The organism is Actinokineospora iranica (assembly GCF_900101685.1).
GTDB classification, from domain to species: domain Bacteria; phylum Actinomycetota; class Actinomycetes; order Mycobacteriales; family Pseudonocardiaceae; genus Actinokineospora; species Actinokineospora iranica.
The window spans coordinates 180,767-195,461 of record NZ_FMZZ01000009.1; the positions used below are offsets into that span (position 1 = coordinate 180,767).

A 14,695-nucleotide genomic window follows, 5' to 3' on the forward strand; every position below is an offset into this window, starting at 1 on the left:
CTCGGCCGTCACCGCCGCCCTGCCCGAGTGTGAGAGGTACTTGCATGCCCGACGGGACCGCTGTGCCCACCGGCACCGAGCAGACCGCCACCCTTCGATACCCCGGCGGCGAGCACGAGATGGGCGTCGTCGCCGCCACCGACGGCACATCAGGCGTCGACCTGGGCAAACTGCTGGCCAAGACAGACCTGGTCACCTACGACCCTGGGTTCGTCAACACCGCCGCCTGCTCATCGGCGATCACCTACATCGACGGCGACAAGGGCATCCTGCGCTACCGCGGGTACCCGATCGAGCAGCTGGCCGAGAAGTCGAGCTTTCTGGAGGTCAGCTACCTGCTGATCTATGGCGAGCTGCCGAGCCGGACCGAGCTGGACGAGTTCACCCACAAGATCAGCAGGCACACCCTCCTGCACGAGGACCTGAAGCGGTTCTTCGACGGCTTCCCGCGTGACGCGCACCCGATGCCGGTGCTGTCGTCGGCGGTGTCGGCGCTGTCCACCTTCTATCAGGACAGCCTCAAGCCGTTCGACTCCCACCATGTTGAGATTTCCACTATCCGGTTGCTGGCGAAGCTGCCGACCATCGCGGCGTACGCGTACAAGAAGTCGGTCGGGCAGCCGTTCCTCTACCCGGACAACTCCCTGGGGCTGGTCGAGAACTTCCTGCGGATGACCTTTGGCTTCCCCGCGGAGAACTACGACGTCGACCCGGACTTGGTCCGCGCGCTCGATTTGCTGTTCATCCTGCACGCCGACCACGAGCAGAACTGCTCGACCTCCACGGTCCGGCTTGTCGGCTCGTCGGAGGCGAATCTGTTCGCCAGTGTCTCCGCCGGGATCAACGCCCTGTTCGGCCCGCTGCACGGCGGCGCCAACAGCGCGGTTCTGGAGATGCTGGAAGGCATCCGCGACTCCGGCGGCGACGTGGAGTCGTTCGTGAAGAAGGTGAAGAACAAAGAGGACGGTGTGAAGCTGATGGGCTTCGGCCACCGGGTCTACAAGAACTACGACCCGAGGGCCGCCATCATCAAGAAGACCGCGGATGACATCCTCACCAAACTCGGCGGCGACGACTCGCTGCTGGACATCGCCAAGCAGCTTGAAGAGCACGCCCTCGGCGACGATTACTTCGTGCAGCGCAAGCTCTACCCGAATGTGGACTTCTACACCGGGCTGATCTACCGCGCGATGGGCTTCCCCACGAAGTTCTTCACGGTCCTGTTCGCCCTGGGCCGCCTCCCCGGCTGGATCGCCCACTGGCGCGAGATGATGAACGACCCGGCCACCAAGATCGGCCGCCCCCGGCAGGTCTACATCGGCCACACCGAACGCGACTACAAGACGGTCAGCGAGCGTTAAGACAGGCGCGAGAAAGGGCCGCCCGGTCTCCCGGGCGGCCCTTTCTCGCGTTGGCGGCTTGGTCAGAAGGTGATGGGGAGGTTGATCGGGATGGTGACGGGGATGTTGACCGGGATGACCACCTGGCTCCCGCCGCCGGTCTCGATCGGGTCGGCGCTTGCCGTGGGGGCGGTCAGGACCAGGGCCGCCGCCGTGATGATGACCTTGCTGATGGTGCGCACTGGTGTGGCTCCTCGCCTGGGGGTGTCGAGTTGATCTTCAGGGCCGCCCGGGCGGATGTCAAACAGCCGGACGGGCGGACGATGCGGAAGGTGCCCCGGGAAGGGGCAGCGCAAACCAGGCCGGAGTGAGCCGCGGGTCACGGATTCGGAGATCGGTGTCCGCATCCGGATCGCAGTGCCGCTGAAGGTGCGGGACGCGTGGGTGGCGTCGCGGCCGACTCGCCCGCGATTCTCTGGTTTCGGCGCGATCTGGGCACCGGTGGCCATCGGCTCTGCTGGCGGCCGCGGCCCGTTCCGCCCGTGTGGTCGGGCTGTTCGTGCTTGATGACGCGCTTCTGCGACCGTCGGGGGTCGCGCGGCGGGCGATCTTGTGCGCTACCGGCAAGCCCTGGGAGTGAAGTGATCAGCAATCTTCCTGGGCCGTTTGGGCGCGGCCGATAGGCCACATGGGTGTTTGGTCAGTTGGTGTCGGACCAGGTGAGGAACGCGGTGGCGAACTCGGCGGCGCGGGTGCGGTACTGCTCGTGCGCGCCGTTCACCCGCCACTCGAACGGAAGTCCGCCCTCGCCGCCGCCGCAGGCGGGGTCTTTGCGCCAGCAGAGCGACTCGGCGGGCCAGCCGGGCGGGAAGGGCGGGACCGGGCCGAGGGTGAACGGGCCTTCTGGGTGCTGGTCGAAGAAGAAGTGGTTGAAGCCCAAGGAGATCGACGGCAGCGTGTCGATCAGATCCTCCAGGTCGTTGACCATGCGGATGGTCGTCTCGGCGCTGTTGAGGTTCGGGTCGCCCAGAAGCAAGACGCGGTAGCGGTTGTGGGCGGGGGCGGGTTCGGTGGCCAACGCCCGCCGCACCACGTCGGCGCCCTGGGAGTAGCCGATGACGACCACATCGCTGGCCGGGCAGTCGGTTCGCAGGGCGGCCAGGTCGTCGTGCATCCGGCGGACACCGTCGCGGACGCTGAGGACGTACCACCATGGCTTGCCGATGACGAACAGGCCGGTGTCGAACAGGACCGCCGGGTACTGATTCCCTTGCGCGCTGACGCCAGAGGGCCGCTGGGCGCGGAGGGCGTCCACGATGGCGGAGATCTGCGTGCCGAGCGGGCCGGTCTCGCCGGTGCCGCGGACGGCGTAGACGTGCAGGGGCAGGCAGCGGGACGGTGTGGCTTCCGCCTGGGGCGCCAGGAGGAAACAGGCGGCCAAGACAGCCGCCAAGGCGATCGCGCGGAGCCGCCCGGGAATCATGAACGCATTATCGGGTTTTCCGTGCGGGAAGACCATCCACACTTCGGTGACAAAAAGGGCGTCAGCCGCGCAGGGCTTCGCGCAGGGGGATGCGGGGACCGGTGCGCAGAATGGCGCCAGCGTAGATCCGCCCGCCCAGGCGGGCGAGCAGCGCGACGGCGGCCAGGGTCAGCGCGGCGGCCAGGGCGATCTGCCCCGCGGGCGCCTCGGCCAGGGCGATGCGGCCGGGCATCAGGATGGGGGCGAACGGGGGCAGGACCGACAGCACCGCGGTGGCGGTTCCGTTGGGGGAGCGGGTAAGCAGCCCCAGGCCGAGCACGAAGGCCAGCACCAGCACGGAGGTGACCGGCAGCAGCACCGCCTGCGTCTCCTCCTGCCGCGACACCAGGGAACCCGCCGCGGCGAAGACCGACGCGTAGAACAGATAGCCCAGCAGATACCAGAACAGGCCCCACACCAGCGTTCCCAGCGCCGCGCCGGGAATGGTCAGCACCTCGGTCGCGGTGGCCAGGACGACCCCGACCGCGCCGATCACCGCGAGTTGCGCCAGGCCGACGAGGCCGAGGCCGATCACCTTGCCCAGCAACAGCTGCCACGGGCGCACCGTGGCCAGCAGGATCTCCACGACCCGGCTGGACTTCTCCTCCACCACACCCTGGGCGACCATGGTGCCGTAGAGCAGCAGCGACAGGTACAGCAGCGCGACGATCACCAGCGCCACCGCGAGCCGCTGGTCCCGCTGGGCGTCGGGGGCGTGCAGGGACCGCACGTCGACGCCCGCGTCGGCGACGGTCGCGAGCACCTGGTCGGGGTCGAGTTCCTCGACCGCGGCGAGCTGGGCGCGCAGGACTTCCTGCTGCACCAACGCGTTCAGGGCCCGCCGCAGGTTCTCGTCCAGGGTGTCGCCGACGACGACGCGCAGCGCGGCCGGGGGACCGGTGACCAGGGCGTCCAGGTCGCCATCGGCCACCATCGCCTCGCCTGCCACCGGGTCGCGCACGGTCGACGCGCGCACGTCCACGCCGCGGGTGCGGGCCTCCTCGCCCAGCGAGCCGGAGAGAACCGTCGCCTGGCCGGACAATCCGACCCGGGTGACGTTCGCGGCGCCGAACACCGTGCTCTGCAGCAGCACGAAGCCGATCAGCACGGCCACCGACACCGCGGTGCCGATCAGGAACGAGCGGGTGCGCAGCCGGGCGTGCAGCTCGCGCCGGGCGATCAGCCACACGGCCCGCCGCGCGGTCACGAGCCGTCTCCGACCGCGTCGCGGTAAAGCTCGACCAGGGACGGGCGGTGGTGGCTGAACTCCCGCACCGGGCCGGTGGCCAGGGCGGCGGCGAGCACGGCCTGGTCGTCGACGCCGTCCGCCAGCCGCAGCCGGACGCGTCCATTGTGGACACCGACGACGGTCGTGCCAGCCAGGCCGTCGGCCCAGCCTGGCGCGGCCCCGGGCGCGTGCACGACCACGGTGGTCCCGCTGCCCGCTCTCAGCTCGTCCACGGTGCCGCAGGCCACCATCCGGCCGCGCTGGATGATCCCGACCCGGTCGCACAGCCGCTCGACCAGATCCAGCTGGTGGCTGGAGAACAACACCGGCACGCCCGCCCCCGCGCGCTCGCGCAGCACCGCGGCCAGCACGTCGACCGCGAGCGGGTCGAGACCGGAGAACGGCTCGTCCAGCACCAGCACCTCCGGATCGTGCACCAGCGCCGCCGCGAGTTGCACGCGCTGCTGGTTGCCCAGGCTCAGCCGCTGCACCTCGGCGTCGCGGTGCTCGCGCAGCCCCAGCCGGGCGATCCAGTCCTCGGCGGCGCGGTGGGCCTGGTTCACCCCGAACCCGTGCAACTCGGCGAGATAGACCAGCTGGTCGAGCACCCGCATCCTCGGGTACAGGCCGCGTTCCTCCGGCAGGTAGCCGAACCGGCGGCGGGTCGCGTGGTCGAGCGGCGCGCCCGCCCAGCGCACCTCGCCCGCGTCGGCGGCCACCACCCCCAGCACCACCCGCATGGTGGTCGTCTTGCCCGCGCCGTTGCCGCCGACGAACCCGAACAGCTCGCCAGCGCGCACCTGGAAGCTCACCTGGTCGCAGGCGGCGACGTCGCCATAGCGCTTGCAGACTCCGTCGATCTCCAGTGCGTCGATCTCCAGCGCGTCGATCTCCAGCACGACCGTTGTCCCCCTGCCTGACGCTGTCCGCCCCAGTATCCCGGTTCGCGGGCCGGTGAACCGACTGGCCGGTGCGCCTGCAAACGAGTTGATCGTTTCGGGCCCGGCGGGGAACCGATCGGAGGATTCTCCGTCACAGTGGGGCGGATCATCCGGGATGGACCATTGGAGGGGTGTTGACGAACCCTGAGCAGTGGCTCGCGCAGTACGACGAGACGCTGAAGAAGGCCGCCGCGAGCGCGCGGAAGGCGGACGAGGCGCTGCGGGAGGTGGGCGGCTCGGCCACATCGCCGGACGGTGAGATCACCGTCCGGGTCGGCGCGAACGGCGCCACGACCGGGCTGGTGCTGCGGCCCGGGGTCCGGGACATGGAGCCGGAGCACCTCGCCCGGGTGATCTTGGCGGTCACCCGGCAGGCGCAGCGCGACGCGAGCGCGCACGTCGTCGCGGCCATGCGGGACCTCGTCGGGGACTCGCCCGCGCTGGAGGTCGTCAAGGCGCACCTGCCGCAGGGGTTCGCAGGCGACGGCACGGACGATCCGGCGAACCTCGAACTCCTGCGCGACACGCGCGGCGACGACGAGTACTTCGAGAACCCACCCGAAGTCGTCAACTAGGCCCTGCCTCAAAGTACCGGCACACGCCAGCCGCGCCGGATGCGGCCCCTGACGGCACGGCCACGACACCCAAGTACGACACCGGTACGAGCGGCGCCGGCGGCCGCACCGCCAGGAACCACCCCGATCACGACTGACACGCACCAGTACTTCGAGACAGGACCTAGGAGCCAGGCACATGGGCAGCGGTTTTGACGTCGACGTGGCGGCGGTGCGGGTCCACGCGCACACCGTCGCGACCATCTCGACCCGGGTGGGCTCGGCCACCGGGTCCGCGCGGTCGGTGTCCGACGGCGCTTACGGCCTGATCGGCCAGTTCTTCGCCACCGCGATCACGGGCGCCTGCGGGGACGTGCTCGACGGCGTGCGGAAGGTCGCCACGGCCGTGGACGACGTGCGGGCGGGCCTGGAGACCGTCGCGCGCGAGTACGAGCGGACCGACGCCGGGAACGCGGCGACGTTCGCTGGCCGGGAGGCTGGGGCGTGACCATCACCGGCGAGCAGGCCGCGGCCAACCTCACCACCGACGTCAAGGGCGCGAAGATCGCCATCGAGCGCGGCGACTGGCTCGACGCGGGCCTGTCGGTCACCAACGTCGCCCTCGACGTGATCGGCATCGCGGGCGACCCGCTGGGCGCGGTGGGCAGCGCCGGGTTCGGCTGGATCATCCAGCACATCTCGTTCCTGCGGGAGCCCTTCGACGCGCTGCTCGGCGACGCGGACTCGATCACGGGCAGCGCGCGGGGCTGGGCCAGGGCGGGCGACGAACTCGTCGCGGCGGCGGACACCTACCGCCAGGCCGTGCCGACCGAGACCGGCGGCTGGCATGGCTCGGCTGGCGAGGCGTACCGGCGGGCCGCCGCGACCCAGGCCGAGGGGCTGGACGCGCTCGCCGAGGTCAGCCGGGGCGTCGGCGCGGCGATCAGCGGCGCGGGCAAGCTGCTGGCCGAGGTGCGCAAGGCCGTGCTCGACTTCATCGACTCGTGCGTCCAAAAGGTCATCACGATCATCATCGAGGCGCTGGCCAAGTCCTGGCTGAGCTTCGGGGCGAGCATCGCAGAGGGCATCGCGCGCTCGGTCGCCGAGGCGGTGCGGACCGCGCGGAAGATCATGGGCGAGGTCCAGAAGTTCATCTCCTCGCTGCGGAAGATCATGGCCACGGTTCAGAAGATCGTGACGCTGGCCAAGTCCGTGAAGCAGTTGCTGGAGACGATCGGCGGCCGCGCCAACCAGTCCCCGACCGCCACGACCCGCCAGGCGGCCCCGGTGGACACCTCCGGCATCGACGCCGCCGCCGACCGGCGCTACACCACCCCGGCCACGGCGGGCCCGGCCTACACCAGCACCGCCGCGCCGGACTACCGCCCCAACCAGTTCCAGTTCGGCGCGACCAGCCCGGGGCCGACCTACCAGCGGTCCGCGGTCCCGTCCCAGCAGCCCAACCCGCCCTCCTACGGCCCCAGCGGCCCGCCGCCGGACCCGGGCGTGCCCGCGTCCAGGGTGGACCGCGCCCGGTGGATCGGGTCGGCTGTCGAGATCCTGGTCAGCCACGGCGTCGACCCGGCCAAGATCGACGCCGAGCAGATCGCGCGCATCGTCGACCGGGCCTCCGGCGGCAATCCGCACGCGATGAACCTCGACGCTCCCGGCGCGGCCGATGGCACCCCGGCCAAGGGCCTCACCCAGATCACCGACCCGGTGTTCCAGCGGCACCAGGTCCCCGGCCACGGCGACATCTGGCAGCCGGTCGACAACCTGCTCGCCGGAATCCGGTACTTCCTCGCGCGGTGGGGCTCGCTGCTGGCGGCCCTGGATGGCGCGTTCGACGCTGAGTGATCCGTGTTCACGGCCGCGGGTTGGCGGGCATCGCGCCTTCCGGCACTCGCGGCTGCGGACGATGCTCGCCGACGACGTCACACCGACGACGTGAGGCCGCGCAGGGTGCGCTCGACCAGGGCGGTGACGGCGGGCGCGGCGGCGGCCTCGTCCGCCGCGACCAAGCCGATCCGGGTCCGGCGGTGCAGGACGTCGGCGGGAGTGAGCGCGCCTTCGTTGCGCACGGCCCAGACGACCTCGGCTGCGGTGACCGGGCAGCCGGGGGCGATCGGGGCGGCCAGTTCCGGATCGAGCAGGCCGAGGGCGTGCACGGTGGCGGCTTCGGTTCCATAGCGGGAAACCAGCCTGGCTGGTGCGTCTACTGTGGACAGCCGAGCGCGCGGGGCCGCACCGACCAACGGAATCGCCCGGGTGCGCGACGGGCCCGCGGCCAGCCCAGCGGCGTCGATGGCCGCGTCCACCGCGTCGGCGGCCATCCGGCGGTATGTGGTCAGTTTGCCGCCCACCACGGTGATCACGCCATTGGACGCGGTCAGGACGGCGTGGTTGCGGGACAGGTCGGCGCTGCGGGAATCCGCCGCCACCACTGGGGAATCGACCAGCGGGCGCAGGCCCGCGAACGCGCCCAAGACGTCCGCGCGGGTCAGGGTCCGCTCCAGCGCAGAGGACGCCACCGTCAGCAGAAAGTCCACATCGGACTCCGGAACCGTTGGCACGGCCGGAATCGGGCCGTCCACCGGCTCGTCGGTCAACCCGACGTACACCCGGCCGTCCTCCTGCGGCAGCACCAGCGCGAACCGGCCGAACGCACCCGGGATCGGGACCGTCAGCGCCGTCGCGCCCGCGCCGAGGGTCGCGCCGTCCAACACCAGGTGCGACCCGCGCGATGGCCGCAGCCGCACCGACGGCACGAGCTCGCCCGCCCACACGCCCGCCGCGTTCACCACCGCCCGCGCGCGGACCTCGACCGCCCGCCCGGTGAGCCCGTCCACGATCTCCGCGCCCGTGCCGGTCACCCCGGTCACCCTGGCCTGGGTCAGCACGCGCGCGCCGAACCCGGCCGCCGTGCGGGCCAGGGCGACCACCAGGCGGGCGTCGTCGACGAGCTGGCCGTCGAAGGACAGCAGGCCGCCGCGCAGCCCGGCCCGGCGCAGCCCAGGGGCCAGCGCCATGGCCTCGGGCGCGGACACCCGGCGCGGGCGGGGCAGCAGGCTCGACGGGGTGCGCGCCGCGCGGCGCAGGCCGTCGCCCGCGAGCAGGCCCGCGAACGTGACGGCCGCGTCCCGGCCGGACACCGCCGGGTGCAGCGGCACCAGCTGCGGCAGCGCGCGGGTCAGGTGCGGCGCGGTCGCGGTCATCAGGACGCCGCGCTCGACCGCGCTTTCGTGCGCCAGGCCGACGTCGCCGTTCGCCAGGTAGCGCAGGCCGCCGTGGACGAGCTTGCTGGACCACCGGGACGTGCCGAACGCCAGGTCCTCGGCCTCGGCGATGGCCACGGTCAGCCCGCGCGCCGCCGCGTCCATGGCCACGCCCGCGCCGGTGACGCCGCCCCCGACGACCAGCACGTCCACGACCTGGCCCGCGTCGAGGGCGGCCAGGTCCTCGGCGCGGCGGGTGGCGTTGAGCGCGGTGCGGGCGGTCATGGCGCGAGGCTCGCGTCGAGCACGTGCGCCAGCTCCGCCAGCAGCGCCTCGGCGCCGACATCGACGGTGGCGGGCCCGTGGGAGAGCACGAACGACTGCACCACCAGCAGCAGCGCGCGGGCCTGGGCCGCCGGGTCGGCCATCCGGACCGAGCCGTCCTCGTGCCCGGCGGCGAGCTGGGCGAGCAGGAACTGCTCGGCGATGTGCTGGGTGCTGCCCAGCCGCTGCACGACATAGGGCAGGACCAGTTCGCCGTCGCGGTCGAGGACGGTGCGCATCAGCGGGTCGGCCACGATCGCCCGCACGCTCGCCACCGAGCCGCCGACCAGCCGGGCGCGGGCGTTCTGGCCGGTCACCGAGCCGCTGACCCGGGCGAGCAGCTGGCCGAACTCCCTGGTCATCAGGGCTGTGAGCAGGCTGCGCACGTCCGGGAACCGCCGGTAGAGGGTCATCCGGCTCACTTCGGCGCGCCGCGCGACGTCGGTCAGCGTCGTCCGCCGCACGCCCTGGTCGAGGACGCAGGCGCGGGCGGCGTCGAGCAGCACGTCGTCGTCGACACGGCTGGGTGAGACCGCCCGCTCCGGGGACTTGGTGTGACATTCGGCCTTCATGTGTCACACTCTAACCGTGACCCTGCCTGTGGACCACTCGGTCCTTCCCGACCGCCGGGTCCGCGCGGGCTGGACCGGTTCCGGCGGCGCGGACGCGACCCTGCCCGCGCACGCGAACCGGTGGCTGAGCGCGAAAACCGGTCTCACCGCGCGCGGCACGCCCGTCGCGCCCGACTCCGCGCTGGCCGTCGCCGAGTCGGGGCTGCCCGCCCCGGCGCGGGCCGTCCTATCGGCCATTGTCGGCGCCGAGCACGTCCTGGTCGAGCGGGAAGACCGGCTCGGCCGCGCGGGCGGACTGTCCTACCTGGACCTTCTCGGGAGGCGGGGCGCTGGCAGGCCCACCGTCCCGGATGCCGTGGTGTGCCCGGGAAACCGCGCCGAGGTGCAGCGCGTGGTCGAGGCGTGCGCGGAGCACGACGTCGCCGTGGTGCCCTTCGGCGGCGGCACATCGGTCGTCGGCGGGGTGGCCGCGCTGCGTGGCGGCAAGGCCGCGGTGGTCGTGCTGGACCTCGCCCGCCTCGACCGGCTCGTCTCGGTCGACCCCGTCTCCCGGCTCGCGGTGTTCGAGGCCGGTGTGGTCGCCCCCGAAGCCGAGCGGCTGCTCGCCGCGCACGGGCTCACCCTGGGCCACTTCCCGCAGTCCTATGAGCGCGCCACCCTCGGCGGGTTCGCCGCCACCCGCTCGTCCGGGCAGGCATCGGCGGGCTACGGCCGGTTCGAGGACATGGTCGAGGGCGTCCGGCTCGCCACCCCGCGCGGCGAATGGCGCCTCGGCGTGTCGCCAGCCTCCGCCGCCGGACCCGACCTGCGGCACCTCGTCGTCGGCAGCGAGGGCGCGTTCGGGGTGATCACCGAGGTCACCCTGCGGGTCCGCCCCGCCCCGGCCTGGGACCGCTACGAGGGCTTCGTCCTCGACGGCTTCGCCGCGGGCGCGGCGGCCGTGCGGACCCTGGCCCAGGGCGGCGCGCTCGGCACCGTCACCCGGCTGTCGGACCCGAGGGAAACCGAGGTCGCGCTGGCCCTCGCGGACGGCTGGCGGCCCGCCGCGCTGCGCGCCTACCTGCGCGCCCGCGGCGTCGTCGAGCCCTGCCTGCTGGTCGTCGGCTGGGAGGGCGCCACCCGCGCCGAGATGCTGTCCCGCCGCCGCGCGACCCGCCGCGCGCTCGGGCCTGCCGTCCGGCTGGGCGTGGGACCGGGCAACGCATGGCGGGCGGGCCGGTTCGCCGGACCCCGCCAGCGGGATGCGCTGCTCGACGCCGGGATGTGCGTGGAAACCCTGGAGACGGCCACCTACTGGGCAGGCCTGGACCGGCTGCGCGCCGCCGTCCGCGGCGCGCTGCTCGGGTCGCTGACCGCCCCCGGCCGCAAGCCGATCGTGGCCTGCCACATCTCCCACGCCTACGAGACCGGAGCCTCGCTGTACTTCACCGTCCTGGTCCCCCGCGACGCGGAAGACCCGGTCGGACAGTGGCAGGCGGCGAAACAGGCGGCCTGCGCGGCCATCGCCGGGCTCGGCACCATCACCCACCACCACGCCACCGGCGTCGACCACGCCCCCTACCTGCCCGAGGAGATCGGCGCGCTCGGCGTCGACGTGCTCGCCGCGATCAAGGACCGGCTGGACCCGCGTGGCGTCCTGAACCCGGGGAAGCTGATCGCCGCACCACCCCCAGCGCCAGGCCCCCGACCAGCCCGCTGAAGAACAGCAGCGACGCGGTCGTCGCCCGCTCGCTGATCGCGCGCTCGCACATGTCGATGTAGGACACCGTCAGCGCCCGGTCCGCGACGCCCAGATCCTCCACGATCCACGGCGTCTCCGCGCCGCCGATGGCGTTTCCGCAGGTCACCGATCTCGGCTGGGCCGCGTCCGGGTGCGCCACATGCACCGGGACCAGGGCCATCACCAGGCCTGCCAGCAGTCCCACCACCGCCAGCACCGCGGCGAAACCCCGCCGGGTCAGGGTGATCTGGGCGAGCGGGTCTTCCGCGGGGGCGCCGTCGGGTTCGGTGCTCATGGCGCAGAGCCTGTCGGATTCACCCGTCCGCCGGCTACCGTCTGAGTGGGAACAACTGGGCTACGGCGGTGTGATGCGCGCGTCTTATGGGGACTTGGTCACCTGCTGGTCGGCGTGGACCACGTAGCGCTGCTGCGGTGGCCGCCTGGGCATGTCCGAGGGCTTCGGCACCCGCGCGTAGGGCACCGGCGGCTCGCTATCCGGCAGGCCGTAGAACCGCTGCGCGGCGTGGGCGTCGGCCTCGGTCAGCGGGCCGTCCGCCGTCGGCGCGTCCTTGACGACCTCCTTGGCCACCGTGATCCGCAGTTTCCGCTCGGACAAGCGCGCGCCGTCGAGCGGCACCAGGCTTTCCCTGCGCCCGAACAGCCCGGTGCCGACCGTCACCCACGCGGGCTCCCGGGTGGCGGCGTCCAGGTACACCGCGCCGACCCGGCCGACCTTGCGGTCGTCCGGGTCGAACACGTCGCTTCCGATCAGGTGCTGCGGTCTCATGGACCACACGGTCGCGTCGGCGTGCTGCCCGCGCAACGCGCGTCACTCGATGGAGTGGACTTTTCCCAGGTCAGACCGGAAAATAGGCGCTCGTTTCGATCCGTCCGCCCGAGCAGACCGACCCGAACGCGAACGGCACCACCTCTTGGCCCGCACCACCCGGGAGGGTCACCCGCAGCGCGGCCGACGGCGGCCCGCACGGGCCATCGACCGGCTCACCGGGACCGGGCATGACACTCCACCGCAGCCGCTTGCCCGCCGTCGCGCCCGGAGCCAGCCGCACCAGCGTCGGCCCCGGGTCGCCGACGTGGACGTCGACGGTCGGGTTGCGCGAACCGTCGGCGGCGACCAAGTGGAGCGTGCCGAATCCGTCGAGCGTGCAGGCGCCGCTTGAGACGTTGCGAACCCGCAGGGTGGCCTGCCGCTGGCCCGCGCCCGGGTCCAGGCCGCCGATCGACCCGATCAGCGCCGACGCGGCACACGGTCCCTCTAATGGGCTAATTTCCGGCACGGGCGAGCCCAGCGCGGCCAGCGCGACCGCCACCGCCATTCCTGTTGTCCCCCACATGACTTCCCCCGTTCGTCGTGTGTGGACTGTCCTATCAGGGCAACCGAAAAGCGCGCTGGGTACTAGCCGTCGTTCACCCGATCGTGGACTGCGCGTCCCATGGGTCGGTGAGCGCGGCCATGCCGGTCACCGGGGCCACCCAGACGTAGGTCCAGCACACGTCGCCGCCCGCGGTCACCACCCGGACCCGCACGTACTCCTCGCCCTCGTACTCGTCCAGCGCAGCCAGCGCCGCGCCATCGCGCAGCGGCACCGTCCACCCGGAGACACCCGGCCCCGCGCCAAGGCGCAGCGCGGGATAACCGAAGCCGGTGTCGAACAGCGTGCCGCCCAGCCGCGCCCGCCGGGGCTCGCCCGCGACATGCGGGGCGAGCAGGTGCCAGGCCGAGGCCCGGGGCTGAAGGGTGCCGTAGACGAACAACGCGCCCGGATAGTCGGCCGGGTCGGGGGCCCCGACCAGCACGTCGAGGTCGAGACCGTCGTTCGGCGCGGGCTCACCGACCAGGCCCACCGCGACCTCCTGCGGCACGTCGGCACACCGGACCGGGGCGCCGTCGACCAGCAGCGGCCTGCGGATGGTGGACGCGCCGACGTACGCGGGCACCCGGTCGAGCACGCCGCCGTCATCGATCAGCGTGACCCGGCCTGCGGACACCCGGGCGAGGTGGTAGCGCTCCCCGCGGCCTTCGCAGACGTCGAGAACCGCCAGTTGCTCCCGGGTGACCATGAGGACGGCGTGTTCCTCGTCCGCGCCTGGGCTCGCGGCCAAGACCACCGGGCGCTGGTCGTCGACCACGCGGAAACCTGCCGCCCACACCGCGGCCAGCCCTTCACAGCGGGCACGGAGGACCGCGACCGGTCCACACAGGCCGAGGGCGTCGCGTAACCAGGTGAGTTTGGCCGGGTTGGGGTTGGAGCCGTAGGACAGCAGGGGAAGCCGGTCGGCGAGCGGTGCGGCGTTCCTCGCGGTCAGCCAGGCGTCCAGGTCGGTCCCTTCGACACGCCAACCGGACAGTGCCGCCGGGTCGGCGGTCAGCGGCCAGCCGCGGCCGTCGTCGTGGACGAACGAGCACGGGGGGCGGGTGCCGGGATAGGGCGCCGCGGGGAACTCGGCATCGGTGAACACCGCACTCCTCGGGTCAGGCTCGCATCAGGGGGGTTGCTCGATGGGGCGGGGTGGCTGGTTGCGTTGTTGGCTCGACGGGGTGGAGTGGTTTCTTCGGGGCACCTACGAAGGAAGATCCCGTCGTGGGAAAGACGGGTGGGGAGCCTTCGGCCCCACGACCACGGCGAGTTTAGGGATCTTCCTTCACCCCCGGAGAAACCACTCCACCCCATCGAGCACCTGGCAGGGCCGGGTGCGGACTTGGGGGGCGGGTGCCCTCTTTCTTGTGTCTTGTGCTTGTGCCCCTTCGAGCGTCTTGCCGTGGCTTTAGGGGGTGGGGGTGGCTTTGCGGTGGTCGTAGGCCCGCTGGGCGGCGAGGATGTCGGGGGTTTGGCGTTCGATCAGGCGGTATAGCTCTCGGACGCGTTCGGCCATGGGGATGCCCAGGTGGGTGAGGGAGTAGTCCACGTGTGGGGGGATCACGGGGTGGACTTCGCGGTGGACCAGGCCGTCGCGTTCCAGGGACTGGAGGGTTTGGGCGAGCATCTTCTCGCTCACGCCGCCTACCGCCCGGCGTAGTTCGCTGAAGCGGTGGGTGCCTTCCAGGAGGACGCCGAGGACCAGGACGCCCCAGCGGCCTGCCACGTGTTCCATGACCGCGCGGCCGGGGCAGTCGCGGTTGAAGACGTTGAACGGTGTGGCCTCGATCATGTCGCCCATGTGCGTGCGCCCCTTTCACCTGGAGGCTTTCGTTCGGGTAAGTATAGGAGGTTTGGGTGGGTACTATCTATAGGTTAGTGCTCGACTTACGGTGCGTCC

General features: G+C 72.2%; 16 protein-coding genes. 5 read left to right on the forward strand and 11 right to left on the reverse strand.

All coding sequences use genetic code 11. From position 1 onward, the window contains the following. The first annotated feature begins 44 nt into the window (after nt 1–44). Nucleotides 45–1,361: a citrate synthase gene (locus BLS56_RS19395; protein WP_091452858.1), complete on the forward strand. Its 1,317-nt coding sequence runs from the start codon at nt 45–47 to the stop codon at nt 1,359–1,361. 62 nt (nt 1,362–1,423) lie between these two features. On the opposite strand, the gene BLS56_RS31605 is transcribed toward BLS56_RS19395, so the two are convergent. From BLS56_RS31605 to BLS56_RS19410, 4 genes are all read right to left on the reverse strand, one after another. Continuing rightward, nucleotides 1,424–1,582 carry a DUF2147 domain-containing protein gene (locus BLS56_RS31605; protein ID WP_175482927.1) on the reverse strand — a complete coding sequence of 53 codons (159 nt, stop codon included), beginning with the start codon at nt 1,580–1,582 and terminating at the stop codon, nt 1,424–1,426. Between the two features lie 458 nt (nt 1,583–2,040). After that, complete coding sequence (locus tag BLS56_RS19400; protein WP_175482928.1) at nt 2,041–2,823, reverse strand: cutinase family protein; 783 nt, start codon at nt 2,821–2,823, stop codon at nt 2,041–2,043. Between the two features lie 61 nt (nt 2,824–2,884). Next, a complete protein-coding gene (locus BLS56_RS19405) occupies nt 2,885–4,069 on the reverse strand; it encodes an ABC transporter permease (protein WP_091452862.1) in 1,185 nt (394 codons plus the stop codon). After that, entirely contained in the window at nt 4,066–4,989 is a 924-nt protein-coding gene (locus BLS56_RS19410; RefSeq protein WP_228771762.1) for an ABC transporter ATP-binding protein, read from the reverse strand. The genes BLS56_RS19405 and BLS56_RS19410 overlap by 4 nt, the downstream gene beginning before the upstream one ends. Nucleotides 4,990–5,162: 173 nt before the next feature. On the opposite strand from BLS56_RS19410, the gene BLS56_RS19415 reads away from it, so the two are divergent. The 3 genes from BLS56_RS19415 to BLS56_RS19425 all read left to right on the forward strand — a co-directional run bounded on the left by BLS56_RS19415 (nt 5,163) and on the right by BLS56_RS19425 (nt 7,442). Then, nucleotides 5,163–5,606 (forward strand): YbaB/EbfC family nucleoid-associated protein, encoded by a 444-nt coding sequence (locus BLS56_RS19415; protein WP_228771763.1) that lies wholly within the window; start codon nt 5,163–5,165, stop codon nt 5,604–5,606. Nucleotides 5,607–5,784: 178 nt separating this feature from the next. After that, complete coding sequence (locus BLS56_RS19420) at nt 5,785–6,093, forward strand: type VII secretion target (protein ID WP_091452867.1); 309 nt, start codon at nt 5,785–5,787, stop codon at nt 6,091–6,093. Next, entirely contained in the window at nt 6,090–7,442 is a 1,353-nt protein-coding gene (locus BLS56_RS19425; protein WP_091452870.1) for a WXG100-like domain-containing protein, read from the forward strand. The genes BLS56_RS19420 and BLS56_RS19425 overlap by 4 nt, the downstream gene beginning before the upstream one ends. A 77-nt stretch (nt 7,443–7,519) precedes the next feature. Here the strand turns inward: BLS56_RS19425 and BLS56_RS19430 are convergent, their stop codons facing one another. Together BLS56_RS19430 and BLS56_RS19435 are read right to left on the reverse strand one after the other, a co-directional pair. Next, nucleotides 7,520–9,085, reverse strand: a complete 1,566-nt coding sequence (locus BLS56_RS19430) for a glycerol-3-phosphate dehydrogenase/oxidase (protein ID WP_091452873.1) — start codon at nt 9,083–9,085, stop codon at nt 7,520–7,522. Then, on the reverse strand, nt 9,082–9,696 hold the full coding sequence (locus BLS56_RS19435; RefSeq protein ID WP_091452876.1) for a TetR/AcrR family transcriptional regulator: 615 nt from the start codon (nt 9,694–9,696) through the stop codon (nt 9,082–9,084). The genes BLS56_RS19430 and BLS56_RS19435 overlap by 4 nt, the downstream gene beginning before the upstream one ends. On the opposite strand from BLS56_RS19435, the gene BLS56_RS19440 reads away from it, so the two are divergent. Continuing rightward, complete coding sequence (locus BLS56_RS19440; RefSeq protein ID WP_091452878.1) at nt 9,695–11,395, forward strand: FAD-binding oxidoreductase; 1,701 nt, start codon at nt 9,695–9,697, stop codon at nt 11,393–11,395. The two genes, BLS56_RS19435 and BLS56_RS19440, sit on opposite strands and share 2 nt — an antisense overlap. On the opposite strand, the gene BLS56_RS19445 is transcribed toward BLS56_RS19440, so the two are convergent. The 5 genes from BLS56_RS19445 to BLS56_RS19465 form a co-directional block, all read right to left on the reverse strand. Next, nucleotides 11,304–11,711: a hypothetical protein gene (locus tag BLS56_RS19445; protein ID WP_091452881.1), complete on the reverse strand. Its 408-nt coding sequence runs from the start codon at nt 11,709–11,711 to the stop codon at nt 11,304–11,306. The genes BLS56_RS19440 and BLS56_RS19445 overlap by 92 nt on opposite strands. Before the next feature lie 84 nt (nt 11,712–11,795). Further along, the gene (locus BLS56_RS19450) at nt 11,796–12,203 is read right to left on the reverse strand and encodes a PRC-barrel domain-containing protein (RefSeq protein ID WP_139190818.1); all 408 of its coding nucleotides are present in this window, start codon (nt 12,201–12,203) and stop codon (nt 11,796–11,798) included. 70 nt (nt 12,204–12,273) lie between these two features. Further along, nucleotides 12,274–12,753 (reverse strand): DUF4232 domain-containing protein, encoded by a 480-nt coding sequence (locus BLS56_RS19455; RefSeq protein WP_175482929.1) that lies wholly within the window; start codon nt 12,751–12,753, stop codon nt 12,274–12,276. 91 nt (nt 12,754–12,844) lie between these two features. After that, nucleotides 12,845–13,897 (reverse strand): gamma-glutamylcyclotransferase family protein, encoded by a 1,053-nt coding sequence (locus BLS56_RS19460; RefSeq protein ID WP_091452889.1) that lies wholly within the window; start codon nt 13,895–13,897, stop codon nt 12,845–12,847. Nucleotides 13,898–14,203: 306 nt separating this feature from the next. Next, on the reverse strand, nt 14,204–14,596 hold the full coding sequence (locus BLS56_RS19465; RefSeq protein ID WP_091452892.1) for a winged helix-turn-helix transcriptional regulator: 393 nt from the start codon (nt 14,594–14,596) through the stop codon (nt 14,204–14,206). Between the last annotated feature and the right edge of the window lie 99 nt (nt 14,597–14,695).

What these genes read in the sequence shown, in the direction of transcription:
- BLS56_RS19395 (WP_091452858.1), top strand. Translation starts at nt 45, where the DNA reads ATGCCCGACGGGACCGCTGTGCCCACCGGCACCGAGCAGACCGCCACC.
- BLS56_RS19400 (WP_175482928.1), bottom strand. Translation starts at nt 2,823, where the DNA reads ATGATTCCCGGGCGGCTCCGCGCGATCGCCTTGGCGGCTGTCTTGGCC.
- BLS56_RS19420 (WP_091452867.1), top strand. Translation starts at nt 5,785, where the DNA reads ATGGGCAGCGGTTTTGACGTCGACGTGGCGGCGGTGCGGGTCCACGCG.
- BLS56_RS19430 (WP_091452873.1), bottom strand. Translation starts at nt 9,085, where the DNA reads ATGACCGCCCGCACCGCGCTCAACGCCACCCGCCGCGCCGAGGACCTG.
- BLS56_RS19440 (WP_091452878.1), top strand. Translation starts at nt 9,695, where the DNA reads ATGTGTCACACTCTAACCGTGACCCTGCCTGTGGACCACTCGGTCCTT.
- BLS56_RS19435 (WP_091452876.1), bottom strand. Translation starts at nt 9,696, where the DNA reads ATGAAGGCCGAATGTCACACCAAGTCCCCGGAGCGGGCGGTCTCACCC.
- BLS56_RS19445 (WP_091452881.1), bottom strand. Translation starts at nt 11,711, where the DNA reads ATGAGCACCGAACCCGACGGCGCCCCCGCGGAAGACCCGCTCGCCCAG.
- BLS56_RS19450 (WP_139190818.1), bottom strand. Translation starts at nt 12,203, where the DNA reads ATGAGACCGCAGCACCTGATCGGAAGCGACGTGTTCGACCCGGACGAC.
- BLS56_RS19455 (WP_175482929.1), bottom strand. Translation starts at nt 12,753, where the DNA reads ATGGCGGTGGCGGTCGCGCTGGCCGCGCTGGGCTCGCCCGTGCCGGAA.
- BLS56_RS19465 (WP_091452892.1), bottom strand. Translation starts at nt 14,596, where the DNA reads ATGGGCGACATGATCGAGGCCACACCGTTCAACGTCTTCAACCGCGAC.